The sequence below is a fragment of the Amycolatopsis sp. NPDC003731 genome, from assembly GCF_053586895.1.
Genome location: NZ_JBSFNC010000037.1, coordinates 25,203 through 49,340 on the forward strand (window position 1 = coordinate 25,203; position 24,138 = coordinate 49,340).

A 24,138-nucleotide genomic window follows, 5' to 3' on the forward strand; every position below is an offset into this window, starting at 1 on the left:
TTCCTTTCGTCAGAGCGGGTTGCGGGTCACGTGCAGCCGGGACGCGGACTCCAGGCGGCCGCCGTCGACGACCGCCTCGGCGGGTGCCGGGTGGCCGAGGAACGCGAGCAGGCCGGCGGTCGGGCCGTAGGCGCCGGCGTTGGGCACGCCGACGAGGTCCCCGATGCCGGTGCTCGGCAGCCGGGCGCCGCGGGCGAGGACGTCGAGCGGGGTGCACAGCGGGCCGGCCACCGTCACCGGCTCGTCCTCGACCTCGCCGGAAGCCAGCACGTCGGCCGAGATCGACGGGATCCTGCGCAGGCCGGACATGCCGCCGAGGTGGTGGACGCCGGTGTCGAGCAGGACGTACCGGGTGCCTTTGGACTCCTTGACGTCCACCACCCGGCTGAGCAGCACCCCGCAGTCGCCGACGAGGTAGCGGCCCGATTCGAAGGACACGCGGGGCGCCCCGTCCCGCCACCCGGGCAGGCGGTCGTCGAGCAGCGTCTCCAGCGCCGCCGCGAGCCCGGTGAACCGCGGCCGCTCCCCCGCCCGCGCGTACGGCAGGCCGAACCCGCCGCCGAGGTCGATTTCGCCGAGGTCGGGGAAGAGCACGGCGAGCTTCTCCGCGATGCCGATCCCGACCTCGAACTGGGCCAGCAGATCCTTCTCCTCGGTCAGGTTGGTGCCCATGTACAGGTGCAGCCCGGTGACGCGGGCGTGCCCGAACCCGGTGAACCGCGGCGTCTCGGCCAGCACCCACGACAGGTCCGCGCCGAACTGCGACGACGTCCCGGTCATGCTGAGCCCCGCGCCGGGCACCGGCTCGTCGGCGTTGACGCGCAGCGCGCACCGGGCTTCGGTCCCGGACCGGCGCGCGAGGTCGTCGACGCGGGCGAGGTCGTCCGGCGAGTCGACCGAGAAGCGCGTGACCCCGTGGGACAGGGCGTGCGCGACCGTTTCCGGGGTCTTGGCCGGACCGGTGAGCAGCACGGCCTCCGGCGGCACCCCGGCGCCGAGCGCGGCGTCGATCTCGCCGGTCGAGCTGACTTCGGCTTCGCAGCCCAGTGCGTGCAGCAGCGCGATGATCCGCGGGTGCGGGTTGGCCTTCACCGAGTAGTACACAGTGGACGGAGACGGCAGCGCGGCGGTCAGGTCGGCGTGGGCGCGGCGGACGGCGTCGAGGTCGTAGACGAACGCGGGCGTGCCGTGCCGGTCCGCGATCTCCTCGTGCAGGGGCGTGATCACAGGGCGGCCTCCAGGGCGCGCTTGTCGATCTTGCCGTTGACGCCGTGCGGGAGCGCGTCGACGACTTCGATCCGGTCGGGGATCTTGTGCGGTTCCAGGCGTTCGGCGAGCCCTTCGCGCAGTTGCCCGGGGTCGAGGGTGCCGGTGACCGCGAGAACGGCCGGCCGGTCCCCGGCGGGCGGGAGCACGGCGGCTTCGGTGACACCGTCGACGTCGGCCGCGGCGCCTTCCACCTCGACCGCGCTGACCCGGAAGCCGTCCTGCTTGTACTGGTCGTCGTCGCGGCCTTCGAAGTACAGGTAGCCCTCTTCGTCGACGCGGCCGCGATCGCCGGTCAGCAGGGTCGCGCGGCCGTAGGCGTCCCGCGGGAATCGGCGCGCGGTCTGCTCGGGCGCCCGCCAGTAGCCGGCCATCACGTTCGGCCCGCGGACGGCGAACTGGCCCACCTCGCCGGGCGGCAGCTCGGCGCCGTCGTCGTCGAGGACCAGGACCTCCGTGCCGGGCAGCGGCCGCCCGACCGAGCCCGGGCGGTCCAGGTACGCGTTCGGCTCCTCGATGGAGACGCGCTTGCACTCGGTCAGCCCGTACATGGCGACGACGTCGAGGCCCGGCGAGAACTCCCGCAGCCTGGCCGACAGCGAGGCCGGCAGGGCGGCGCCGGTGTTGGTGACCAGGCGCAGCGCGGCCGGGAACCGCCCGGCCCGCGCGGCCAGCCGGGCCAGGGTGGCGCCGAGGCCGGGCACGAGCGGCAGCACGGTCACCCCCTCCCGCTCCACAGTGGACAGCAGGGCCGGCCCGGCCGCGGCGTCGTCGCCCAGCACCAGGCAGGCACCGGCCTCGGCGGCGAGGAAGACCTGGTAGAGGCCGTAGTCGAAGGACAGCGGCAGGCAGCAGAACACCCGGTCCTCGGCCCGGTAGCCCAGCCGCTCGGCGATGGCGGAAACCGCGAACAGCACCTGCTCGTGCGTCGAGACCACGGCCTTCGGCATGGCTGTGCTGCCCGAGGTGTAGATCAGGCTGAGGATGTCGACGCCGGTGGCGGGGGACGCGGGGACCTCGGCGTCGCCGGTGGGCGGGAGTTCGCTCAGCTTGTGCACCTTCGCCGTGCTGCGCGAGACGGTTTCGGCCGCGGCGTCGGCGGCCAGCACCAGTTCGGGCTCGCTGTCGGCAAGGATGTGGTCGAGGTGGAACGGCCGGATCCGGTCGCTGACGACGACGTAGGCCGCGCCCAGCCGCGAAACCGCGTAGAGCAGCGCCACCGTGTCGGGGTCGTGCGGCGCGGCGACCAGCACCCGGTCACCGCGGCCGACACCCTTGCCGCCGAGCCAGGCGGCGAGCGTCCGCGACCGGCGGGCGAGGTCGGCGTAGGTCCAGCGCAGGTCGTCGCGGGCCAGCGCCGGGGCGTCCGGCGTGGCGGCGGCGCGCCGGTCGAGCAGTTCGTGCAGCAACCGCGGGATCACGGGTGTGCTCCTTCCGGGAGGGCGGTGTCGAGCAGCGACCGCAGGGCGGTGAGGCTTTCGAAGGCCTCGGGCACGATCTCTTCGGCCGGCACCTCGACGCCGAGGTCGTCTTCGAGGCGTTCGAGGACCGAGACGATGGCGATCGAGTCGAAGCCGGGCAGGTCGAACAGGGAATCGGCGGACAGGACGTCGGTGGCGGGAACGCCGAGCACGTCGGCGACGGTCCGGGCGAGGGTGTCGGTCATCGCGGGTCTCCCTCGAGCGTTTCGGCCAGCACCCGTTTCGCCGTCTTGCCGGTGCTGGTGGTGGGCAGGGCCGCCAGGACGTGGACCCGGGACGGCACCATGTAGTGCGGCAGCCGGGCGCGGCAGTGGCGGAGCAGTTCCGCGGGCAGCGTCTCGTGGTCGGCGCCGGCGCGCGGGACGACCGCGGCGTGCAGCCGGTGGGTGGTGGCCGGGTCGGGCAGGGCCACGACGGCGACGCCGTCCACGCCGGGGTGCGCGGCGAGGTGGGCTTCGACGTCGCCCAGTTCGACCCGGTAGCCGCGGGTCTTCACCAGCCCGTCCGCGCGGCCCAGCAGGTGCAGCGTCCCGTCGGCGTCGCGGCGGGCGATGTCGCCGGTGCGGTAGCAGCGCAACTGTCCGGAGTGGACGATCGCGGCGGCGGTCAGGTCCGGCCGGCCCAGGTAGCCCGGCGTGACGCAGTCGCCCGCGACGACCAGCTCGCCTTCGCCCTCGCCGTCGAACCCGACGTGCCCCTCGGTGTCGCGCAGGCCGATGACGGCGCCGGTGACCGGCCGGCCGATCGGGAGACGGCTGTCCGGGTCCGGCGGGCCCGGGAGCCGGTGCGCGGTGACGACGTTCGTCTCGATGGGGCCGTACAGGTTGGCCGCGGCCGCGCCGGGGACCAGGGCCATCAGCTCGGCGAGCGCGGCCGTCCGGAACTCCTCGCCGGCGAACAGCAGCTGCCGCAGGTCCGGCAGGTCGCCCGCGGCCAGGCCGCCGCGGCGGGCGAGCGCGGCCAGCGCGGTCGGGACGGCGTAGATGCTGGTGATGCGCCGCTCGCGCAGCAGCCGGGCCAGCGCCGCCGGGAAGAGCGCGGCCCGCTCGGGCACCAGGTGCAGGGCGGCGCCGCCGCGCAGGCCGGCGTAGAGGTCGTAGACGGGCAGGTCGAAGTGCAGCGGCGCGTGCACCGCGACCCGATCGTGCGGGGTGAGCGGGAATTCGGCGGCGGCCCAATCGGTGAACGCCGCCGCGTTGCGGTGGGTGATCACGACGCCTTTGGGGGTGCCGGTCGAGCCGGAGGTGTAGAGGACGTAGGCCTCGTCGTCCGGGCCTGGTGCCGCCGGCTCGCTTTCCGGCTTTCCCTGCAGCGCGTCGAGGTCTTCGAGGTCCAGGAGCGTTTCGCAGCCGGCGTCGGCGAGGACGAAGTCGCGGCGGTCGGCCGGGTGGGCGGGGTCGATCGGGACGTAGGCGCGGCCGGCCCGCAGGCAGGCGAGGAAGGCGACGACGGTGCCGATCCGCTTGCGGCTCACCACGGCCACCCGGCCGGGCCGGTCGCGGAGCTGCCCGGCCAGCCCGGCGGCGGCGCGGGCGAGCTCGCCGTAGGTGATCGACGGGCCGTCGTCTTCGACGATCGCCACGGCGCCGGGCGTGCGCCGGGCCTGGGCGAAGAAGTGCTGGTGGATGAGCATCAAGCGCGTCCTTCCGGGTGGTCGAGGGAGGTGCCGGCCAGCTCGGCTTCGGCGGCCAGCGCGGCTTCGAGGGCCGCGTGGACGGCCGGCGGCGCCGAGCGGCCGGCTTCGACGCGGCGGATCGCGACGTAGGTGAGTTCCTGGAGCTTCTGCCAGCGCGGGAGGACCGTTTCGTCGAAGGCGCGGGAGAAGCCGGGTGCGGGGGTGCCGGGCAGTTCCCGCAGCCAGAGGCCGTGTAGTTGCCGGTCACGGGTGATCAGCCAGCTCTGCAGGGCCAGCCGGTGCAGCGCGACGGCGTCGGGCTCGCGGTACTGCCCGGCGAAGGCGGCCGCCGTGCCGTCGGCGTGGGAGGCGAGGATCGCTTCGCAGTTGGCCCGGACCTCGCGTTCGGCGTCCAGCGGTTCGGCGGGCCCGCACGGTTCGAGCACCGCCCAGGCGCCCTGGTCGAGGGCGTGGCCGAGGTCGCCGAGGACCACCTTGGTCGTCGTCGGCCGCGCGTGCCCCCACCGTGTCCGGTTTTCATAGGGATCGACGACGTGCAGGACGGATTCCCGCCCTCCTTCGACGCCTTCGACGACGAATCCGTGCTCCATGTGCTCATTTCCGCAGTACGGAAGCCACGGCAGAAAAAAGGCATCCGCGGTGACGGCGACGGCGTTGCCCCGGCCGATCTCGGCCGCCCACGAATCAACGCATTCCGCCGCCGTCCCATTGGCCGTCCATTTCGGACGAAATCCGGTGAACCGCGCAACGGACCGGTCCCGCGCCCGCGGCGGCAGGTCGGGCTCGAGCACGCCGTCGATTCCACCGACGACCCGAAACGCCCACTGGTAGGCGAAAGGAGTACGCACATCGGCCACCCCGGCGTGCGCCAGCAGCAGCGCCACGACGTCCGACACACAGTCCATGCAGGCGGAATCGACCCGTCCCATGAGACGGGCACAGGAAACGAAGGCGTGGCGATTCGACACGGATCCCCCAGGGAGGCAGCGATGGTCAATTGCATTCATTCGCCATTGGCGAAGCGGTGTGCAATTACTTTCTACCGCACCGGAAATTGCCGGGCAACGCGGCCCATTTGCCGGTCAACCGACCGGAACCGAGGTGGATCCCCACGCATCGGAAGCCCCAAACCCGGGCAAGCGCAGCAACCCGGGCGGCAAACGGAGTAATTTCGCGACGCTGTCCGGCCCAGTGGCGTTTCAGAGTTCACCCGCTCGGCGGACGCTCCGCCGGGGGTGTACACGTCAGCGCTCCGACGACGTCCACGCGTCCGGCCCAGCCCCTCGGTGACTGAGCCGGCACACGCTCCTCACCATGACTTTGGCCACGCAGGTCGGCGTCGACCCTGATGTCGTAGAGGTTTCCGGACACTCTGTCCGGACACGATGTCTTGACAGCGCGTCCGAACGAGCTCATCCTGATCGGGACCGACAGGGAGGCGGCGATGAATTCCATGGTGTTTCGTTGCACAGCAGGAGAAGCCCGGTGACCGCGGTGCTCTGGGTGGTACTCGGCTTGGCCTGGCTCACGTTCGCCGGCACCGCGTGGCTCTGGATCCACCTGGCGCGGCAAAGCCGGCGCGGAGACACGGCAGCCGACATGATGGCGCTCAGCCTGTCGCCCTTGTGGGCAGTCGACTTCCTGCTCGCCGTGCTGGGCACGGCTGCGGGCGGCTGGCTCACCGTCCGGCTCGACGGTCTCGGCGCCCGGCTGACCGCCGGCATCGGGGCCGCGGTGCTGCTGGCCCGCATCGCGCTCGGAGCGGTGCAGACGTGGCGGGCTCGCTCGGCCGAGTGACTCGCCGCGCAAACGTCACCGCGGCAACGTCCGCTTCTGCCGATGTGCGTGTGGAGGCGAGAACGGCTTGGCAACCCGCGGTCAATCGCCGATGAACCACAGATACCAGTGCGTTCCGCGTTCGACGACCTGGCACAGCTCGCGGGCATGCCTCACCCAGTCACCAGCGCACCGTGCAGGGACCCGGTCAAGTTCGGCCAGCAGCAGTGGCACCTGCCGCTGGTTGAACACCGCATCCCCGTACGGTGTCAGAGCCCAGAGCATCGGGAACTCGACCGGGTTCAGCTCCGCGAAAGCGGGAGTCCACTCCACCCCGCCCTCGGCCTGGGCAACGACCCTGCCGCTGTCACCGCGCACTGCCATATCGATCACACGTCAACCATAACCGCACTCATCCGGACACCGGCACGGTCACGATCGGTGGACCCGCTGCGACCGCATCGGCTCCTCAGCTGGGCACCACCGACGCCGGCCAGGTGCTGTCGAAATCGGCCCGCCGCAACCTTCCCCGGAATCGTTGGTCCATCCGGCGGAACATCGTTCCTCCCGTGTCACGTTTTCTCTGATCGAAGCGAGTCACGATGGGCGAGATCTCTCGAATAACGAGACAGAGGCGAATATGACACCGATCCACCGTCGAGCAACCAGTGCTCTCGTGGCCGTGATCGTCCTCCCCTGGCTGACCGCAGAAAGCTGCGAACACGACACACAACCCCACCCGGACCCCTCGGCGCAGCAGAGCACCGGAACACCGGCCGCTCCCGGCGGTACCCCTGATATCGGCGGCGATTCCGTGACCACGAGTCCGCTGGTGGGAACTCCGCCTTCCGAGGACAGGCCTGAAGCCACCGGTCTCACGATCACCCAGCCACCGGCGAGCAGCACCTCGCCGTCTCCGACGACACCTTCTGCCGTGGAGTCGTCGATTGCCGGTACCTCGTCGGCGCCATGACGAACCCGACGACGAAGAAGCAAGTTGATCAAAGCGGTCCGTGGGCCCGCATCTCGACCCTGCTGTCGCAAACAGTGCTGCTGTCAGCCCTCTTGTACTACTTCGGCTGGGTTCGCACTCAGGCCGTGTGGGACTACTTCGGGATAGACACGAGCCTGTTGGGATTCTCGACGCCGGACTACGCCTTGCGGAGTATCAACTCGACCATTCTGCCGCTGATCGGCTTCGGCATCCTGGCCTTGTTCCTGGTGGCACTTCACCGAACGGTGTTTCTCCCGGCGGCCACAGCGGCACGGTCCACCTCGCGGCGAAGGCTGGCCGACCATGCAATCATCGCCTGCTACACCGTGGGCGGCCTGACCCTTGCGGCGATCGGGATCGGCTTCCTGATACCCGCAAGTGTGAACTGGGTCCCGACCAACGCTCTCGCCCTCATGTTGCTGACAGGCACCGGCCTCGTTGCCTACCTGGATCACCTGCGATCCCTGCAGACACGGATGACCAGCCGCCGCCCACGCGAGAAATCATCGGTCCGGCCGTCCGTACTCGCCGCTTTGGCCATGATCGGCGCACTGTGGTTGGTCTCCTCGTATGCCCGGACCAATGGCGAGCAGTCTGCCCGTGACATCGCCGGCCACTTGGATTCACGCCCAGCGATCGCGCTCTACAGCGTGGGCCGGCTTGCCGTATCCGGCCCGGGCATCTCGGCCACCGAGATCAGCCAGAAAGACTCGAAGTACAAGTTCTGCTACACGGGCCTCGTCTCCTTGATCCACACCACGGACAAGTATCTGCTGATCTCGCAGCGATGGAGACACGGACGGGACGCCGTGTACGTGATCCCGATCAGTGGTGATGTACGAATTGACGCGATCGCACAGTGAGTTGTCGAAGAGCGGCCATGACCACAGCCGTGGATGTCCAGCGCCTGGTAGAAGCCGCCACGGGGCTCGACATCCAGCCGCGCGCCCGCCGGTGGGCGCATCTGCCGGTGTGCGTGCTGGACGCGGTTTTCTCGATCAACGCCCGGTACTCCAGCACGATCGCCGTCTGCGACCGGTACGCGAAGCACCAGGGTCTCGTACCCCACCTCGTCGACGTCGCCGACTTCGCCACCGTGGCCGGCACCCCCGCCGAGCAGCCCGTCGACGCGCTGGCGGAACTGGGCCGCCGGCTGGGACCGGACCGGCTCGCCGCCGACGTCCTGGAAAACCGGAGCCGCACCAGCACCCGGGGCGGCGTGCTCAAGGCGGAAGCCGCGGTGCGCTACGCCGAAGTCCTCGCCGCCTCCGGCGTGCACACGCTCGGCGACGTGACCACGCTCCTGTCCGACCTCACCCGGCTCGGCGCCGTGGAAAGCCGGCTGCGGGCCGTCCCCGGCAACGGCGGGCACGACGTCCGGCTCGGCTACCTCTGGATGCTGGCCGGCGCCGACGAGCAGGTGAAGCCGGACCGGAAGGTGCTTCGCTGGTTGAGTCGCCACCTCGGCCACCAGGTCGACGTCCCATCCGCGCGGCGGCTGCTCGCCGACGCCGCCGCCGAACTGGGCCGGACGCCCTGGGAACTCGACCACGCCATCTGGAAGGCCGCCTGACCGGAGAACCTCGGCCAACGGACGAACATGCTGCCGAGTACCAGTCGTCGGCAACCTGCAAGAGGCGCACTGCGTCCACCTCCAGGACGAGGTCGACCGCCCGCTGGTCACCGACGACCGGCCGACCGTGTTCCGGCCGCTGCGAGACGAATGCTTCCGACCGGGCAGGAGAAGTGATGCGAACGTGGTGGTCGAGGCGTCGACGTGCGCCGCAGCCGTCCGGGCTCGGGGTGTTTCTGCTCGGGATCGGGATCGGAGTGCTCACCAACCTGGTGACCGCGAGCCCGGACCGGTGGCCGGGGTGGGCTCAGCCGATCGTCAAGTGGTCGTGGCTGATCGGCGCGGCGGTGGTCGCGGCGGTCAGCGTGCGTGCAGGATGGCTGTGGTGCCGGGCGCGGTCACCGGCACCGGAATGGACCGGTGAGAACCCGTACCCGGGCTTGGACTCGTACGACCGTGACCGGGCGCCGGTCTTCTTCGGACGTACGGACGACCGGCGTGACCTGGCGCGACGGGTACAGGGGGCCACTGCGCCCTCGCTGCGGTTCGTGCCGGTCGTGGGGCCGTCGGGCAGCGGCAAGTCCTCCCTCGTGCTGGCCGGGTTGCTGCCGGCGCTCGGCAACCGGTGGACGGTTCTCGGATCGATCACCCCGGGCACATCCGGTGTGGACGAGCTCACGAAGCTGCTGGGGACGGAGGTTCGCGGGGCGGCGGAAACCGTGTTGGCGGCGGTTCAGGACGGCGGGCCCGCACCGGGACCGGAGCCCGTGTTGCAGGCTCTGCGGGCGGCGAGAGGGACCCGGCCGCGCGTGCTGCTGCTCGTCGACCAGTTCGAGGAAGCGGCGGTCCGGCACACCGAGAAAGAGCGAAACCTGTTCCTGGCGCTGCTGTACGCGCTGGTGACGCACGATCACAGGCTGCACGTGGTGGCGACACTGCGCTCGGAATGGGTCGGCCGGTTCCAGGACGGCCCCGGCGCCGGACTGTTCACCGACCCGTTCATGGTGAACGTGCTCGAACCCCAGCGGATCCGCCAGGTCGTGGCCGGACCCGCCCGCCTGACCGATACGACGTTCGAGCCCGGCCTGGTCGAGGAAATCGTGCGGGACACCGGCCGCGGTGACGCGCTGCCGCTGCTCAGCTCGCTGCTCAGCGAGCTGTACGACGGCCTCGGCCGCGACCGATACGTCAGCCGGGCCGATTACCTGACTGCCGGCAAGGTGGGCGGGGCGGTCGCCGGACGCGCGGAGGCGGCCGTGGCCGCATCGGGACACGATCTGGACACGACGCTGACCACCCTGCTGCTGTTCGTGGACCTGCAGGGTGAGGAAGCCACCCGCCGACCGGTGTGGGACGACGCGCTGGCCGCAGCGCAGCGCGAGGTCGTGATCGCGTTCGTCCAGGCGCACCTGCTCACGAGCGACACCGGCAGTGGCGGTCGCGTTCGCTACGACATATCGCACGAGGCATTGCTGCGACAGTGGCGACCTTTGGCCGACCACATCACGACACACCGTGGCACGCTGCAGCGGATCACCGAACTGCTGGCGCTCGCGAAGGCGTGGGTGAACGCCGGGAGGTCCGCCGGCTACCTGGTCCCCGCCTCGCGGTTCGCCGACCTGACCGCGAACACGGCGGTGGCGCTGCCCGAGCCGCTCGCCGAGTTCGCCGCCGCATGCACGGACAACGACGAAACCGATCACCGGCGCCGCGCGGACGTGGCAGCCGAACGAGCTCTGGAAATCCTCGACCACGACCCGGCGACCGCGATCAGCCTGTCGCTGGCCGCGTGCACCGAACTGACCCCGACCGCGGCCGCGAGCACCGCGCTCCACCGGTCGCTGGCCACCGGCCTGCGGCACGTCCTCACCGGGCACACCGCAGACGTCTGCTGTGCCCGCGTCGCCCAAGACGGTCGCGTCGCCACAGCGGACGAACGCGGCACGATCCGGATCTGGTCCGCGGAGGGCACCCTGCTGCACGACCTGACCGAAGACCGGGAGCCGGTCAGTGCGCTCACGTTCGCGCCGGACGGCCGGCTCGCCTCCGGGAACACGGCGGGACGTGTCACCGTGTGGGACGCCCACGGGAAGGTGATCCACCACCTCGACGGCACCCTCCACCAGGTCACCAGCCTGGTGTTCGCCGCCGATGGCCGGCTTGCCGCCGCAGGCCCGCACGCGCTGTGCCTGTGGGACCCCGATGGAAAGCTGATCCGCCGGTTGACCAGTGACGGAGAGCGGACAGCAGTCGTGTTCGCGCCCGACGCCCTGCTGATCACCACCGGCGAGGACGGGGAGATTCGGATCTGGGGCAGCAGCGGCCCGGAACAACGCTGCTTCCAGCCGGCCGAGGGGTCGTTGGTCACCGCGCTGGCGGTGAGCGTCGATGGGTGGATCGCTGCAGGTCACCGGAACGGTGCGGTGCGGGTCTGGGCGCCGGACGGCGCTCTCCCCTTGTCTGACGGCTCAGAAGCGGGCATCTTCGTGACGGTTGCCGGGCCGGTGCGTGATCTCGCCTTCTCCGAAACAGGTCATTTGTGCACGATCAACGGCATCGGGAGCGTGGTCACTTGCCGACCGAACGGCCCGTACCCCAGGGTCTCCGAACCCGGCTATCCCGACATGACGGGGTTCGCTTCGGTGGTGTGCGGACCGGATGAGCTGCTGGCCGCTGCCACGAACGGCGAGGTGCGGTTGTGCGTTCCCGAGGGCATGGTCGCTCGCATCAAGATGGCGGACACGGCTTACCTGACCGTCCTCGACTTCAGCGCGCACGGCTGGTTGGTGACGGCGACATCCAGCACGGTGCACGTCTGGGACGTCAGTCGGCTCGTGCGGTTGCTGACCCGAGCTGAAGGTACCGCTCGGTTCGAAGAGCTCGCCGTATCGGATCCCGGCCTGATGACGGATGCGGTCAGCGTTCTCCGCGCCGGTTCGGGCCGTGGGCAGTCGGCCCGGGACGTCGCCGCGCCGATGCCGATGGCACGAACGTGAAAGTGCGGGCCGCCGACGGCACCTTGATCCACACGCTCGCCGGACACCGGAACCTGAGTGTGCGGCACTTGGCCTTCGCCCCCGACGGGCGCCTCGCCGCGGCGTTCGACCGCACGGTGCAAGTCTGGGACTGTGCCGGCAAGGTGCTGCACGTCCTCGACGCGCACGAATCGGCGGTGGGCCGGATGGGCTTCGCGCCGGACGGCCGGCTCATCACCGCCACCACCAGCGGAGCGCTCCGGATCTGGAACACCGCGGGTGAGGTCCGTGTGCTCGAAGAGGCCGAAGAAAACAAGGGAACTCTCGCTTTCACGTTCGCCGAAGACGGTCGGCTGGCGGCCGCATCGGCCGGCAACACCGCCCGCATCTGGGACCACGACGGTGTCCCGCAACACGTGCTCACCGGTCACACCCAACCGATTGAACACCTGGCCTTCGCCCCGGACGGCGCCCTGATCACGGCAACCGGGGACGGTGACATTCGCCGCTGGAGCCGAGACGGGTCTTCCACACGGATGCTCGGCGGCGGCAGGATCGGCGCGCTCGCGGTCACCGATGAGGGATTGGTCGTCGCCGGCGGCGGCTGGGATCACACCACGTGGGTCTGGGACTCAGCCGGACGGCTGCTGTACGAGCTGCTCCCCCGCGACCGCAGCCTCGGAATCAGCCTGCTGGCGTGTGGCCCGAGCGGCCGGCTCATCACGGCCGGCGTCGACAGAGTCCGATACTGGCCAGGGGTGCTTCCACTGGCAGATCTCATCGCCGACGCCAGGCGACGCACCCTGCCGCCCCTCGCGCCGGCCCTCCGTCACCGTTGCATGTTGCCGGACACTGAGCACTCCGTGCGCCCCTAAAACAACGTCGCAGGCTCCACCGGCTCCGGCTCCGGCAACGCCGCGACACCGGGCACCAACGCCCGCACCTCGTCGTGGAACCGCCGCGCCAATTCACGTGCCTCGTTGTTGTCCGGCGTGTGGACGAACACCGTCGGCGAGCGGCCCTCGCGCAGCCAGCCCGCCACCACCTCCGTCCACGGCTGCCACCCCTCGACCGTCTCCGCCACCGCGTCGCGGCCCAGATACCGGATGATCGGACGGTCGGTCAGGGCTCGCGTCCGGCGGGGCAGGCGCGGCTTCTTCGCCCACGCCTCCTGCTCCGCCTCGCTGACCGGCGGGGTCCCGAAGAACACCGTCGTGTCGAACGGGACCCACTCCGCGTCCGCCACCCCCAGAGCCCGCTCCAGCAGCGATGTCGACGCCGCCTCGGTGAAGAACTCCGGGTGGCGCACCTCCACCGCACGCCTCAGACCGGGCGGCAAGCGACGCAGGAACCGGACCAGCGCCTCGACGTCCGCGGGGCCGAACGAGCCCGGCAGCTGGGTCCACAGCACCGCCCGGTCGCCGAGTGGCTCGATCGCGTCCAGGAACGCCCGCATCTCCGTCTCGACCCCGGTGAACCGGCGCTCGTGCGTGACCAGCTTGGGCAGCTTGACCACGAACCGGAAGTCCGGGCCGGTCTGCTGCGCCCACGTCTCGACGGTGGTGCGAGCCGGGGTCGCGTAGAACGTCGTGTTGCCTTCGACCGCGTTGCACCAGCCCGCGTAGGCGCGCAGCCGCTCGCGGGCCGGCACCGAGGGCGGCAACGGCCACGCCTTATGGGTCCACATCGCGCACCCGACGTGCAGGGCCGGCACCGAGCTCATGCGGAAAACCTACCGGGCCGGCACATCGGGATCGACCAGGCCGAGGAGCCACGCGCTCCACGCCGTGTCGGCGCGCTGCTCCGGCAGCTCCAGTGCCGTCGACACCGTCTGGACGAGGCCCGTCCCGAAGAACGTCCGCACCCGCAACGCATCCGCGCCCGTCAGGCGCGCGATCGTCGCCATCAACGCCAGGTGCCGGCGGCGGACCGCCTCCCGGACCGGCTCGTCCGCCGACGCCGCGTAGCCCTGCAGCACCACCAGGCCGACCGTCGGATCGCTTTGCAGGAGCCGCACATACGCCACACCCAGTGCGGACAGCGTCGGCTCGGCGCCCGCGAAGGCCGCTTCGATGCGGTCGTACGCCGCGTGCAGCACCTCGAGGAACAGCTTCCTCTTGGAGCCGAACATCTGCACGATCCGCGGGTGCGAAATCCCGGCCCGGCCGGCGATGGCCTCCAGGCGGGTGCCCGCCAGGCCGTTCGCGGCGAACTCGGCGTCGGCCGCCTCGATGATGCCCGCCCGGCGGGCCGCGGCGGGCAGCCGGGCCGGGCTCGCGTCACCCACCGAGCTGGCTCAGCACGAACTTGTTGTCGTACAGGCAGCGGTACGCGTGGATCAGCCCGTCCTCGCCCAGTTCCAGCCGGTCGTCGCCGTGGAACTCCACGACCTGGCCCGTCTTGGCGAACGTGCCGGTGAAGCGCCACGCGACGAGCACCGCGCGGCGGGTCACCTCGGTGTAGAGCCCCCTGCGGGCGAACGAGTAGTCCGGGTAGGCGTGCGCCATGCGCGTCACGAACCGGCGGATGGACTCCGGCCCGTGGGCGGTGTGCCCGAGCGCGGGTTCGTCGTAGACGAGGTCGTCCGCGCACATCGCGGCGACCGCGTCGGCGTCGTGGCCGTTCCACGCCTTCTCCCACTGGGCGCTGAGCGCCTCGGCCTCGTCGGCCGTGAACGTCGTCATGCGTTCTAACTTACAAGTAAGTAAGAACCCAAGACAAGACATCACATGTCTCCTAGTCGAAACTGGTGAATCAGCCACCCTTGCGCAACACCGATGCCTCCTTAGCATGCATACATCATATGACTGCTAGACTGATTCCCTAGACAAGGAGGGCCATGGCGAAGTCGCTGACCGACGAAGCGATCGACCGGATCCGGGAGTTCGTCCGGTCCGGCCGGTTCCCGGCGGGCGCCAAGCTGCCCCCGGAACACGAACTGGCCACCGAGCTGGGGATTTCCCGCAGCCCCACGCGGGAGGCCGTGAAGGCGCTCGCGCTCGCCCGGGTGCTCGAAGTCCGCCGCGGCGACGGCACGTACGTCACCAGCCTCGCGCCGAGCCTGCTCCTCGAAGGCCTCGGCAACGCGGTCGCGCTCATGCAGGGCGGCAGCGTCCTCGAGCTCACCGAGGTGCGCCGGCTCCTCGAGCCCGCGGCGACCGGCCTGGCCGCCACCCGGATCACCGACGCGCAGCTGCGCACCGTCGGCGAGCTGCTCGACGCCATGCACGAAGCGGTCGAGGACGTCGAACGCCTCACCGTCCTCGACGCCGCCTTCCACCGGGCCGTCGTCACCGCGACCGGCAACGAGACCCTCACCGCGCTGCTGGACGGGATCTCCTCCCGCACCCTCCGCGCGCGGGTCTGGCGCGGCACCGTCGAACGCGGCGCGACGCACGTGACGCTGTCGCAGCACAAGGCCATCTACGACGCGCTCGCCGACCGCGACCCCGCGGTGGCCACCGCCGCCGCGCTGATGCACGTCGACACGTCCGAACGCTGGCTGCGCGCGCACCTGGCCGAGGTCCGGGAGCTCGACGGCGGAGCGCCGTGACCGGAGCCCGGTCACGGCGCCCGGGAATCCGTCAGGCAACGGAGATCGACCAGCGGAGGTTGGGACTGCCGTCGTCGTTCCACACCTTCAACGGCGAACCCGACGGCACGTTCCCGCCGCCGTCGAGCACGAGCCCGGTGACCCGGTTGGCGAGCACGAACACGCCGCCGCCGGAGTCGGTGACCGACCACTGCTGGCTCGCCGCGCCGGTGTAGGCCGACTGCACCGGGTTGCCGCCCGCGGTGGTCGCCCCGGCCCCGTCGATCACCAGGCCGTTGGTGCGGTTGGTGAGCTTGACGAATCCGTCGCCGATGTCCTCGATCCCGAACTGCAGGTTCGGGCTGTCGTCCGGGGTCCAGATCTTCAGCCTGCTGCCCGCCGCGACCGCTCCCCCGCCGTCCACGGCCAGGCCGTTGGTGACGTTGACGATCCGGAACCACCGGGCGGGGTCGAACGCCACGCGCAGCGAGACGATGGCGGACGCCGGCACGTCCGGGGTGGCCACGGCGAACCGGCTCGGCGTCCCGGTGAAGTCGTCGGCCGGGTAGCCCAGGGCCTGGTAGCCGTCCCCGGGCCAGATCGCGGAAATCGGCGCGGCCAGCGCGCTCTTCAGCCGGGCGGCGGGGTAGCTGCCGACGCCCAGCGTCGCACTCGCGCCGCGGAAGCCGCGGTCGGCGAACACCTTCGCGCCGGACGCGGGACCCACCACCGGGATCTTGCCCGCGAACGTCAGCTTGAGCACGTAGGCGGGCGAGTCGTACGGCTTCGCCGGCAGCGTGACGTGCAGGGCACCGGCGTCCTGCGTGTACTTCAGCGCGCCGGGGGCGCCGAGCAGTTCGACGCGCTCGAGGCTGCTCAGGTCGATCCGCTTGCCGGACAGCGTGGTGAGGTCCGCCGTGGCGCCGGGCCAGGCCAGCACGGTCGCGTACAGCACGCGGCCGGCCTTGTCGCGGGTGAACCGGAAGTCCTTGGCCGTGCCCACCTTCGGCGAGACGAACGAGCCGCCGCCCATCTTGGTCGGGCCCTCGCCGTAGACGTCCCAGACGCGCGTGGCGTAGATCGACTCGCCGACGCGGCCGAGGTAGGTGCCGATGTCGGCGAGCACCGCGCGCTGCTCGGCCGGGATGGTGCCCTCCAGCGTCGGGGAGATGTTGAGCAGCATGTTGCCGCCCTTGCTGACCCGGTCGATCAGCGCGTGGATCATCTGCGTGCTCGAGTAGTAGCCGATGCCCTGGGTGTAGCTCCAGCTGCTGCTGGAAATCGCGTCGTCGGTGAGCCAGTACGGCGTGACGATGTCGGCCGGCCCGCCGCGCTCGTAGTCCGCGACCTCACCGCTGGTGTTGAACCCGTGGTCGAAGTGCTTGAACGTCGAGACGACGTCCTTGCCCCACTTCCGCGCCTGGTTGTAGTAGTAGGCCAGGAATTCGAGGCGCTGCCGCTCCCCCACCGCGCACGGGCCGCTGTTGATGCAGTAGCCCGGCGAGTTCAGCGAGAAGTCCTGCCAGAGGACGTCGGGCTTCGCGCGGTCGATCACCTCTTTGAGCTTGGCCAGCCAGAGCGCGTCCTCCTCGGCGCGCGGCAGCTGGCCGTACAGCTTGCGCAGGGTCGGGGTGGCCTGCGGCGGGGCGAAGTCGTAGAAGCCGTTGTAGTTGAACGCGTGGTGCATCGCGACCAGCAGCTTCAGGCCCTGCCCGCGGATCGCGTCGGAGAACAGCTTGAGCAGGTTCAGCCGCGGCCCGCGGGCCACCGAGTTCCACTCGTTGACCTTGCTGTCCCACATCGAAAACCCGTCGTGGTGCTCGGCGACCGGCCCGGCGAACTTCGCCCCGGACGCCTTGACCACGCGCGCCCACTCCCCCGGATCGAACTGCCCGCCCCGGGAAACCAGTTCCGGGGCGAACTGGACGTGGTTGCCGGCCACGTCCGTGCCGCCGTCGATGAACCGGTCGTAGCCCCACACCGCCGGGTCGCCGTAGGTCGCCTTGTGGTGTTTGTTCTCGCCGCTGTCCGGGATGTACATGTTCCGGCCGTACCACTCGCTGCCGTACTCCGGCGTGGTGAAGGCGCCCCAGTGCCAGTAGATGCCGAACTTGGCGTCCTGGAACCACTCCGGCGCGGGCGGGTGCCGGTCGACCGACGGCCAGGTGGGCTCGTAGCACCGCGCGGCGGCCGCTGCCGGACCGGCCAGCGCGGGCGGGACGGCGGCTGCCGCGAGCCCGGCGGCCGCGAAGGCACCGAACCGCCGGCGTGACAACGGATTCTGGGCAGGGGGCGTCATGGCACTCTCCAAGGGGTGCTGGGGAGCTAACAGGAAACCAATCGGGACAACAGCTCCGGCGGGACCTCGCGGCGGAAGGCGTCGAGGTTCGCCCGCACCTGGCCGGCGCTCGTGGCGCCGACCAGGACGGAGGTGACGGCCGGGTGCGCGGCGGCGAACGCGAGCGCGCACGCGGCCAGGTCGTACCCCGCCGACGCGGCGGCGTCGCGCATGCGCTGCGCGCGGGCCAGCAGGTCCGCCGGGGCCGGGGCGTAGTCGAACCAGGCACCCGGCCGGGGGTCGATGAGCAGGCCGGAGTTGAACACCCCGCCGAGCACGACGTCCACCCCGCGCTCGCCGCAGAGGTCGAGCAGGCGTTCACCGCTGCGGTCGAGCAGCGTGTACCGGCCGGCGAGCAGGACGGCGTCGACGTCGAGCCGTTCGACGAACCGGGCGGGCATCTGCCACTGGTTCATCCCGACGCCGATCGCGGAGACCACGCCTTCGTCGCGCAACCGGCACAGCTCCGGCCACGCCTCGGTCGCGGCCTGCTCCTCGTGGTCGTCGGGGTCGTGCAGGTAGACGACGTCGACGCGGTCGCGGCCCAGGCGGTCGAGACTGCCCTCGATCCCCCGGCGGACGGCGGCCGCGGAGAAGTCGAAGTGGCAGCCACCGCCGGTGAGCGTCCGGCCCACCTTCGTCGACACCACGAACGGGCCCGCGGGAAGCGCCCGGCCGAGCCGGCGCTCGGCCAGCCCGAAGCCGTAGTACGGCGCGGTGTCGAAGGAGCGCACCCCGGCGCCGGCCGCCGCGGTGACGATCTCCGCGGCGGCTTCGGCGCCGACCTCCCCGAAGACGTTGCCCAGGCCCGCGGTGCCCAGGCCGAGGTCCGCCATCAGGTCTGCCGCTTGCCGCTGGTGATGCGGGACATCACCAGCGCGATGAGGATGATCGCGCCGTTGAGCGCACCGATCCACTGGGCGGGCACCCCGGCCAGGGTCAGCACGTTCTGGATCATGTACAGCAGCAGGATGCCGGTGAACGCGCCGAAGAGCGTGCCGCGGCCGCCGTTCAGGCTCACGCCGCCGATGACCGCGGCGGCGAACACCGTGAAGATGTAGCCGTTGCCCTGCGCCGCGGCCACCGACGCCAGCCGGCCCGAGAGCAGCAGCCCGCCGAGCGCGGCCAGCACGCTGGCCCCGATCAGCACGATCCACACGATCCGGTCGGTCCGGATGCCGGCGGCCTTCGCCGCGTCCTCGTTCCCGCCGATCGCGTAGAGGCTGCGGCCGAACCGGGTGTAGCCGAGCAGGACGATCCCGCCCGCGAACAGCAGGACGCAGATCCAGATCGACGCCGGGATCCCGGCCCACAGCGTGGTGCCGAGGTAGAGCATCGAATCGGACATGCCGAAGAACGTCTGGCCGCCGGAGATGCCGGTGAGCAGGCCGCGCAGCACGATCAGCATGCCGAGGGTGACGACGAACCCGCTCAGCCCGAACCGGACGATCAGCAGGGCGTTGAGGGCACCGACCACGACCCCGACGAGGAGCACGATGGGGACCCCGGTCCAGGACGGCAGCAGCCCGAGGGAATGGCCGCCGGTGATCGTCAGCCAGGCCGCCACGCCGGGCGCGAGCCCGAACGTCGATTCCAGCGAGAGGTCCATCTTGCCGACGACCAGGACCATCGTCTGGGCGAGCACCAGCAGGGCGATCTCGGACATCGTCTGCAGGATGTTGATCACGTTGTCGTACTGGAGGAACACCGGGTTCACCAGCTGGCCGACGACGGCGATCGCGATGATCCCGGGCACCAGCGCGAAGTCGCGCAGGCGGGCCAGGGCGATGCGCCGGGGCGCGGCGGCCGGTCCGGTCCGCGGCGGGGCGCCCACCGCGGCGGGGCTTTCAGGCATCGAGGTCGACTCCTTCCATGGCGGCCACGACCTCGCGGTCCTGCCAGCCTGCGGGCATTTCGGTGGTGAGCCTGCCGTGCACCACGACCAGCAGCCGGTCGCACAGGCGCAGGTCGTCGAGTTCGTCCGAGGCGATCAGCACCGCGGTGCCCGCCGCGGCGGCCTCCGCGACCTTGCCCAGGAGGAACTCCTTCGACCGCACGTCGATCCCGGCGGTGGGCGTGATCAGCACCAGCAGCCGGGGGTCGCCCGCGAGGGCACGGGCCATCACGACCTTCTGCTGGTTGCCGCCGGACAGCGCGGACACCGGCAGTTCCGGGCCGGGCGTCTTCACCGCCAGCCGGTCGATCATCTTCCCGGCGAGCCGGTCACGCAGGCCCGACCGGACGAAGATGCCGGGACCGAGCCGGTCCATGACACTCATCGTCGTGTTGTCCGCAATGGACATCTCCGGCACGAAACCCTGGTGGTGCCGGTCTTCCGGGACGAACCCGACCCCGGCGGCCAGCGCGGAGGGGACGTCGCCGGGCCGGGGCCGCCGGTCGGCGACGAAGACCGTGCCGGACGTGGGTTTGCGCAGCCCGGCCAGCGCCTCGGCCAGCTCGGTCTTGCCGCTGCCACCCGAGCCGGCCAGCCCGACGATCTCGCCGGGGGCGACGTCGAACGACACGTCCTCGAAGAACGGGGCGAGGCTCAGATCGTCCACGCGGAGGACGGGTTCGTCGCCGTGCCGGACCGAGGACGCGCGTTCCTGCACCGTGACCGCGTTCTCGCCCGTCATCGCCGCGACGAGGTCGGCCTTCGGCAGCTCGGCGACCGGCGCGGTGAGGACGTGCCGGGCGTCCCGGTACACCGTCACCGTGTCGCAGATTTCGTACACCTCCTGGAGGTGGTGGCTGATGAACAGGAACGTGACGCCTTGGCGCTGCAGCTCGGCGATGTGCCCGAACAGCCGGGTGATGGCGGCCCCGTCGAGCTGCGCGGTCGGCTCGTCGAGGATGACGAACCGGGCGCCGAACGACAGGGCCCGCGCGATCTCCACGAACTGCCGCTGCTCCACGCTCAGCTCCCGGGCCGGCCGGTGCACGTCGACGTCCACCGACCAGCGTTCCAGCAGCTCGGCGGCCGAACGGCGCAGCGCGGCCCAGCGGACGAACCCGCCGCGGGTCTCCTGCCGGTTGAGGAACAGGTTCTCCGCCACCGACAGCTCGGGGATGATCGTCGACCGCTGGTACACGCAGGCCACCCGGGACCGCCAGGCGTCCCGGTCGGCCAGGGCCGGGGCCGGCGCCCCGGCCAGCCGCACGGTCCCGGCGTCCGGCTCGGTCAGTCCGGTGAGGACGGACACCAGGGTCGACTTGCCGGCCCCGTTGCGGCCGACCAGCGCGTGCGTCTGTCCGGGCAGGACGGTCAGGTCGGCGTGGTCGAGCGCCACGGTGGCGCCGTAGCGCTTGACCACGCCGCGCGCCTCGACGACCGGCACGGTGCTCATGTTCGCTTCCTCTCGCCAACCGGATCAGCTCTTGCTGTTGCCCCACAGGGACTGGTCGTCGACCTTGACGCTGCTCACCGGCCCGAACGTGGCGCCGTCCGCGGTGACCAGCGGCGCGGCCAGCTGGTCCTCCATCAGGCCCTCGCGGACCTGGATGATGGTGCTGTCGTGGTCGGTCTTGCCGGCCGTCGGCGTCTTGCCGTCGATGGCGTCCTTGACGTACTGCAGGGCGTACTTGGCGAACAGGTCCGCGGGCTGGGACACGGTCGCGTCCATTTCGCCGGCCCGGATCTTGGCGAGCTCCTCGGGGATGCCGTCGTTGGACACGATGAACACGTGCTTCGGGTCGCTCGCCGGGACAGCAAGGCCACGCTGCTTCAGCAGCTGCAGCGTGCCGGAGAGGGCGAAACTGGACTGCATGTAGACGCCCTTGATGTCCGGGTTCGCGGTCAGCCGGGTCTGCAGCTTCTGCGCGGCGGTGTTGGCGTCCCAGTTGGTGGCCTCGCCGAAGACCGTGATGCCCGGGAAGTTCTTCTTCATGCAGTCGTTGAAGGCTTCGGTGCGGTCGCGGCCGTTGATCGAGGCGAGGTCGCCCTGCAGCATGACGACCTTGCCCTGGCCGCCGAGCTTGGTGCCGAGGAACTGGCAGGCCTTCTCGCCGTAGGCGCGGTTGTCGGCCCGCACGACCATGTAGACGTTGCCCTGGTCGGGCCGGGTGTCGACGGAGACGACCGGGATCTTCTTGGTCGCGAGCTGCTGCAGGGTCGGGATGATCGCCGCGGTGTCCTGCGGGGCCATCACCACGCCCTTGACGCCCTGGCTGATCATCGTCTGCACGTTGGCGGTCAGGTTGGCGACGTCGTTCTGCGAGTTGGTGGTCTTGAGGTCGAGCCCGAACTGCCCGGCGAACTGGGGCACGTACTTGATGTAGGCGTTCCAGAAGTCGGTGTCCGAGCGGGGGTAGTCGACCCCGACGACGGTTTTGCCGCCCGGAGCGGCGCTCGTGCCGCCGCCGCTGCAGCCGGCCAGTGCGGCCGCGGTCAGGACGCCGGCGGTGACGACGGCGGCGGCGCGCAGGTACTGGAACTTCATGACCTCTCCTCGTTGACAGGTTTCGGGCGGAGACGGAGGCCGGACATCCCGCCGTCCACAGCGAGATCGGTGCCGGTGGTGGCGCCGGAGTGCGGGCCGGCCAGGTAGCAGATCGCCGCGGCGACCTCGTCGGCGGTGACGAGCCGGCCGGTGGGCTGACGCGCGGCGAGCGCGGCCAGCTCGGCCTCGGGATCGTCGGCTTTCGAGAGCAGCCGGTCGATCCACGGGGTGTGCGCGGTGCCGGGGTTGACGCAGCACACGCGGATGCCTTCGGCCAGGTGGTCGGCGGCCATCGCGCGGGTGAGCGCGAGGACCGCGCCTTTCGTGGCGCTGTAGAGCGCTCGTTGCGGCAGCCCGGCGGTGGCCGCGATCGAGCAGGTGTTCACGATCGCCGCCGCGCCCGACTCCCGCAGGTGTGGCAGGGCCGCGCGGGTCACCCGCACCATGCCGACGACGTTGACGTCGAAGACGCGGTGCCACTCGGCGTCGTCGTTGTCGGAAACCGTGCCCTGCGCGCCGATCCCGGCGTTGTTGACCAGGACGTCCAGGCCGCCGAGGTGCTCGACCGCGGCGGCGACCGCGGCCCGGACCGACCCGTCGTCCGAGACGTCGGCCCGCACCGCCGTCAACGGTTCCCCGACCTGGTCGTTCAGATCGAGGCAGACGACCCGGGCGCCCCGCCCGGCCAGCATCCGCGCGGTGGCGAGCCCGATTCCGGACGCGCCGCCGGTCACGACCGCCCGGACGCCGTCGAACTCCCCGCTCACGCGACCACCACCGCGTCCCGCTGCCAGACCGGGCCGTCGGGGAACCGGTACTGCGCCACGGATTCCGCGTGCAGCCGCGCCCCGAGGCCCGGTTCGCGCGGGGCCAGGTAGCGGCCACGCTCGATCCGCACCGGGTCGACGAAGTGCTCGTGCAGGTGGTCGACGTATTCGATGACCCGGTCCTGCTGGGTCCCGCTGACCGCGACGAAGTCGAACATCGACAGGTGCTGCACCATTTCGCACAGCCCGACCCCGCCGGCGTGCGGGCACACCGGGACGCCGAACTTCGCGGCCAGCAACAGGATCGCGATGTTCTCGGTGACCCCGGCGACCCGGCTGGCGTCGAGCTGGAGGACGTCGATCGCCTCCGCCTGCAGCAGCTGCTTGAACATCACCGCGTTGTGGGTGTGCTCGCCGGTGGCCACCTTGATCGGCGCGACCGCCCGGCGGATGGCCGCGTGGCCGAGCACGTCGTCGGGCGAGGTCGGCTCCTCGATCCAGTACGGGTCGAATTCGGCGAGCGGGCGCAGCCATTCGATGGCCTGCCCGACGCCCCAGGCCTGGTTGGCGTCGATGGCGATCCGCACGTCCGGGCCGACGACGTCCCGCGCGAGCCGCAGCCGGCGGACGTCTTCGTCGAGGTCGGCCCCGACCTTGAGCTTGATCTGGGTGAAGCCGTCCTCGACCGCCTCCTTGGACAGGGCAGCCAGCTTCTCCGGCGAGTACCCGAGCCAGCCGGGAGTCGTGGTGTAGGCGGGAAAACCGGACTCCAGGAGTTCGGCCTGGCGGGCCGCGCGGCCCGGTTCGGCGCGGCGGAGGAGGTCGAGGGCTTCGTCGCGGGTCAGGGCGTCCTGCAGGTACCGGAAGTCGACGAGAGCGACCAGTTCTTCCGGGGGCATCTCGGCGAGCAGGCGCCAGACCGGCTTGCCTTCGCGGCGGGCGCGCAGGTCCCAGGCCGCGTTGACGATCGCGGCGGCGGCCATGTGGATCGCGCCCTTGTCCGGGCCCAGCCACCGCAGCTGGCTGTCCCCGGTGAGCCGGCGGGAGAACGCGCCGAGGTCGGCGAGCGCGTCGGCCACCGGCATCCCGATGACCAGGGGCACGAGCGCCCGGACCGCGGCGACCTCGACGTCGTTGCCGCGGCCGACGGTGAAGGCGAGCCCGTAGCCCTCGTCTCCGGCGCTCGTGCGGATGGTCACGTACGCCGCCGAGTAGTCGGGTTCCGGGTTCATCGCGTCGGACCCGTCCAGGCTCAGCGAAGTCGGGAAGCGCACGTCCACGGCGTCGATGGCGCTGATCACTTCGGCCAACGGGGCCACCTCTCCTTCGGGGCAGACAACATATGTATGGCTACGCGTCGG

Annotated in this window: 22 protein-coding genes; 6 read left to right on the forward strand and 16 right to left on the reverse strand. The window is 71.1% G+C overall.

The genetic code is table 11. The features are described from left to right. Positions 1-9: 9 nt before the first annotated feature. From ACWDN5_RS17895 to ACWDN5_RS17915, 5 genes are read right to left on the reverse strand one after another with little or no spacing between them, the layout of a single operon-like run. On the reverse strand, positions 10-1,227 hold the full coding sequence (locus ACWDN5_RS17895) for a type III PLP-dependent enzyme (protein WP_449677089.1): 1,218 nt from the start codon (positions 1,225-1,227) through the stop codon (positions 10-12). Further along, a complete protein-coding gene (locus tag ACWDN5_RS17900) occupies positions 1,224-2,687 on the reverse strand; it encodes a class I adenylate-forming enzyme family protein (protein ID WP_449677090.1) in 1,464 nt (487 codons plus the stop codon). Before ACWDN5_RS17900 ends, ACWDN5_RS17895 begins: the two co-directional genes overlap by 4 nt. After that, positions 2,684-2,932: an acyl carrier protein gene (locus ACWDN5_RS17905; RefSeq protein ID WP_310976896.1), complete on the reverse strand. Its 249-nt coding sequence runs from the start codon at positions 2,930-2,932 to the stop codon at positions 2,684-2,686. Before ACWDN5_RS17905 ends, ACWDN5_RS17900 begins: the two co-directional genes overlap by 4 nt. Then, entirely contained in the window at positions 2,929-4,380 is a 1,452-nt protein-coding gene (locus tag ACWDN5_RS17910) for an amino acid adenylation domain-containing protein (protein WP_449677091.1), read from the reverse strand. Before ACWDN5_RS17910 ends, ACWDN5_RS17905 begins: the two co-directional genes overlap by 4 nt. Then, positions 4,380-5,288, reverse strand: a complete 909-nt coding sequence (locus tag ACWDN5_RS17915) for a hypothetical protein (RefSeq protein ID WP_449677092.1) — start codon at positions 5,286-5,288, stop codon at positions 4,380-4,382. The genes ACWDN5_RS17910 and ACWDN5_RS17915 overlap by 1 nt, the downstream gene beginning before the upstream one ends. A 559-nt stretch (positions 5,289-5,847) precedes the next feature. Between ACWDN5_RS17915 and ACWDN5_RS17920 the strand changes: the two genes are divergently transcribed. Further along, entirely contained in the window at positions 5,848-6,180 is a 333-nt protein-coding gene (locus ACWDN5_RS17920) for a hypothetical protein (RefSeq protein WP_449677093.1), read from the forward strand. A gap of 81 nt (positions 6,181-6,261) precedes the next feature. On the opposite strand, the gene ACWDN5_RS17925 is transcribed toward ACWDN5_RS17920, so the two are convergent. After that, the gene (locus tag ACWDN5_RS17925) at positions 6,262-6,552 is read right to left on the reverse strand and encodes a hypothetical protein (RefSeq protein WP_449677094.1); all 291 of its coding nucleotides are present in this window, start codon (positions 6,550-6,552) and stop codon (positions 6,262-6,264) included. Between the two features lie 576 nt (positions 6,553-7,128). Here ACWDN5_RS17925 and ACWDN5_RS17930 point away from each other — a divergent pair. The 4 genes from ACWDN5_RS17930 (at position 7,129) to ACWDN5_RS17945 (ending at position 12,576) form a co-directional block, all read left to right on the forward strand. Next, positions 7,129-8,016 carry a hypothetical protein gene (locus tag ACWDN5_RS17930; RefSeq protein WP_449677095.1) on the forward strand — a complete coding sequence of 296 codons (888 nt, stop codon included), beginning with the start codon at positions 7,129-7,131 and terminating at the stop codon, positions 8,014-8,016. Positions 8,017-8,033: 17 nt separating this feature from the next. After that, positions 8,034-8,726, forward strand: a complete 693-nt coding sequence (locus ACWDN5_RS17935) for a hypothetical protein (RefSeq protein ID WP_449677096.1) — start codon at positions 8,034-8,036, stop codon at positions 8,724-8,726. Between the two features lie 176 nt (positions 8,727-8,902). Next, complete coding sequence (locus ACWDN5_RS17940) at positions 8,903-11,722, forward strand: NACHT and WD repeat domain-containing protein (RefSeq protein WP_449677097.1); 2,820 nt, start codon at positions 8,903-8,905, stop codon at positions 11,720-11,722. Between the two features lie 2 nt (positions 11,723-11,724). Then, positions 11,725-12,576: a WD40 repeat domain-containing protein gene (locus ACWDN5_RS17945; protein ID WP_449677098.1), complete on the forward strand. Its 852-nt coding sequence runs from the start codon at positions 11,725-11,727 to the stop codon at positions 12,574-12,576. Here the strand turns inward: ACWDN5_RS17945 and ACWDN5_RS17950 are convergent. From ACWDN5_RS17950 to ACWDN5_RS17960, 3 genes are read right to left on the reverse strand one after another with little or no spacing between them, the layout of a single operon-like run. Then, positions 12,573-13,388: a DUF72 domain-containing protein gene (locus ACWDN5_RS17950; protein WP_449677126.1), complete on the reverse strand. Its 816-nt coding sequence runs from the start codon at positions 13,386-13,388 to the stop codon at positions 12,573-12,575. The two genes, ACWDN5_RS17945 and ACWDN5_RS17950, sit on opposite strands and share 4 nt — an antisense overlap. A gap of 45 nt (positions 13,389-13,433) precedes the next feature. Further along, positions 13,434-13,988, reverse strand: coding sequence for a TetR/AcrR family transcriptional regulator (locus ACWDN5_RS17955; protein ID WP_449677099.1), 555 nt, complete (start codon positions 13,986-13,988; stop codon positions 13,434-13,436). Further along, positions 13,981-14,385, reverse strand: coding sequence for a nuclear transport factor 2 family protein (locus ACWDN5_RS17960; RefSeq protein WP_310976882.1), 405 nt, complete (start codon positions 14,383-14,385; stop codon positions 13,981-13,983). The genes ACWDN5_RS17955 and ACWDN5_RS17960 overlap by 8 nt, the downstream gene beginning before the upstream one ends. 155 nt (positions 14,386-14,540) lie before the next feature. Between ACWDN5_RS17960 and ACWDN5_RS17965 the strand changes: the two genes are divergently transcribed. Further along, positions 14,541-15,254 carry a FadR/GntR family transcriptional regulator gene (locus ACWDN5_RS17965; protein ID WP_310976880.1) on the forward strand — a complete coding sequence of 238 codons (714 nt, stop codon included), beginning with the start codon at positions 14,541-14,543 and terminating at the stop codon, positions 15,252-15,254. 31 nt (positions 15,255-15,285) lie between these two features. Here the strand turns inward: ACWDN5_RS17965 and ACWDN5_RS17970 are convergent, their stop codons facing one another. From ACWDN5_RS17970 to ACWDN5_RS18000, 7 genes are read right to left on the reverse strand one after another with little or no spacing between them, the layout of a single operon-like run. After that, positions 15,286-17,532 carry an alpha-L-fucosidase gene (locus ACWDN5_RS17970; protein ID WP_449677100.1) on the reverse strand — a complete coding sequence of 749 codons (2,247 nt, stop codon included), beginning with the start codon at positions 17,530-17,532 and terminating at the stop codon, positions 15,286-15,288. Between the two features lie 26 nt (positions 17,533-17,558). Continuing rightward, the gene (locus ACWDN5_RS17975) at positions 17,559-18,407 is read right to left on the reverse strand and encodes an aldo/keto reductase (protein WP_449677101.1); all 849 of its coding nucleotides are present in this window, start codon (positions 18,405-18,407) and stop codon (positions 17,559-17,561) included. Beyond that, positions 18,407-19,426, reverse strand: coding sequence for an ABC transporter permease (locus tag ACWDN5_RS17980; protein ID WP_310976876.1), 1,020 nt, complete (start codon positions 19,424-19,426; stop codon positions 18,407-18,409). The genes ACWDN5_RS17975 and ACWDN5_RS17980 overlap by 1 nt, the downstream gene beginning before the upstream one ends. Next, complete coding sequence (locus tag ACWDN5_RS17985) at positions 19,419-20,918, reverse strand: sugar ABC transporter ATP-binding protein (protein ID WP_449677102.1); 1,500 nt, start codon at positions 20,916-20,918, stop codon at positions 19,419-19,421. Before ACWDN5_RS17985 ends, ACWDN5_RS17980 begins: the two co-directional genes overlap by 8 nt. A 24-nt stretch (positions 20,919-20,942) precedes the next feature. Continuing rightward, positions 20,943-22,010, reverse strand: coding sequence for a sugar ABC transporter substrate-binding protein (locus tag ACWDN5_RS17990; protein WP_449677103.1), 1,068 nt, complete (start codon positions 22,008-22,010; stop codon positions 20,943-20,945). Next, complete coding sequence (locus ACWDN5_RS17995) at positions 22,007-22,777, reverse strand: SDR family NAD(P)-dependent oxidoreductase (RefSeq protein ID WP_449677104.1); 771 nt, start codon at positions 22,775-22,777, stop codon at positions 22,007-22,009. The genes ACWDN5_RS17990 and ACWDN5_RS17995 overlap by 4 nt, the downstream gene beginning before the upstream one ends. Further along, positions 22,774-24,096, reverse strand: coding sequence for an enolase C-terminal domain-like protein (locus tag ACWDN5_RS18000; RefSeq protein WP_396136997.1), 1,323 nt, complete (start codon positions 24,094-24,096; stop codon positions 22,774-22,776). Before ACWDN5_RS18000 ends, ACWDN5_RS17995 begins: the two co-directional genes overlap by 4 nt. Positions 24,097-24,138 lie beyond the last annotated feature (42 nt).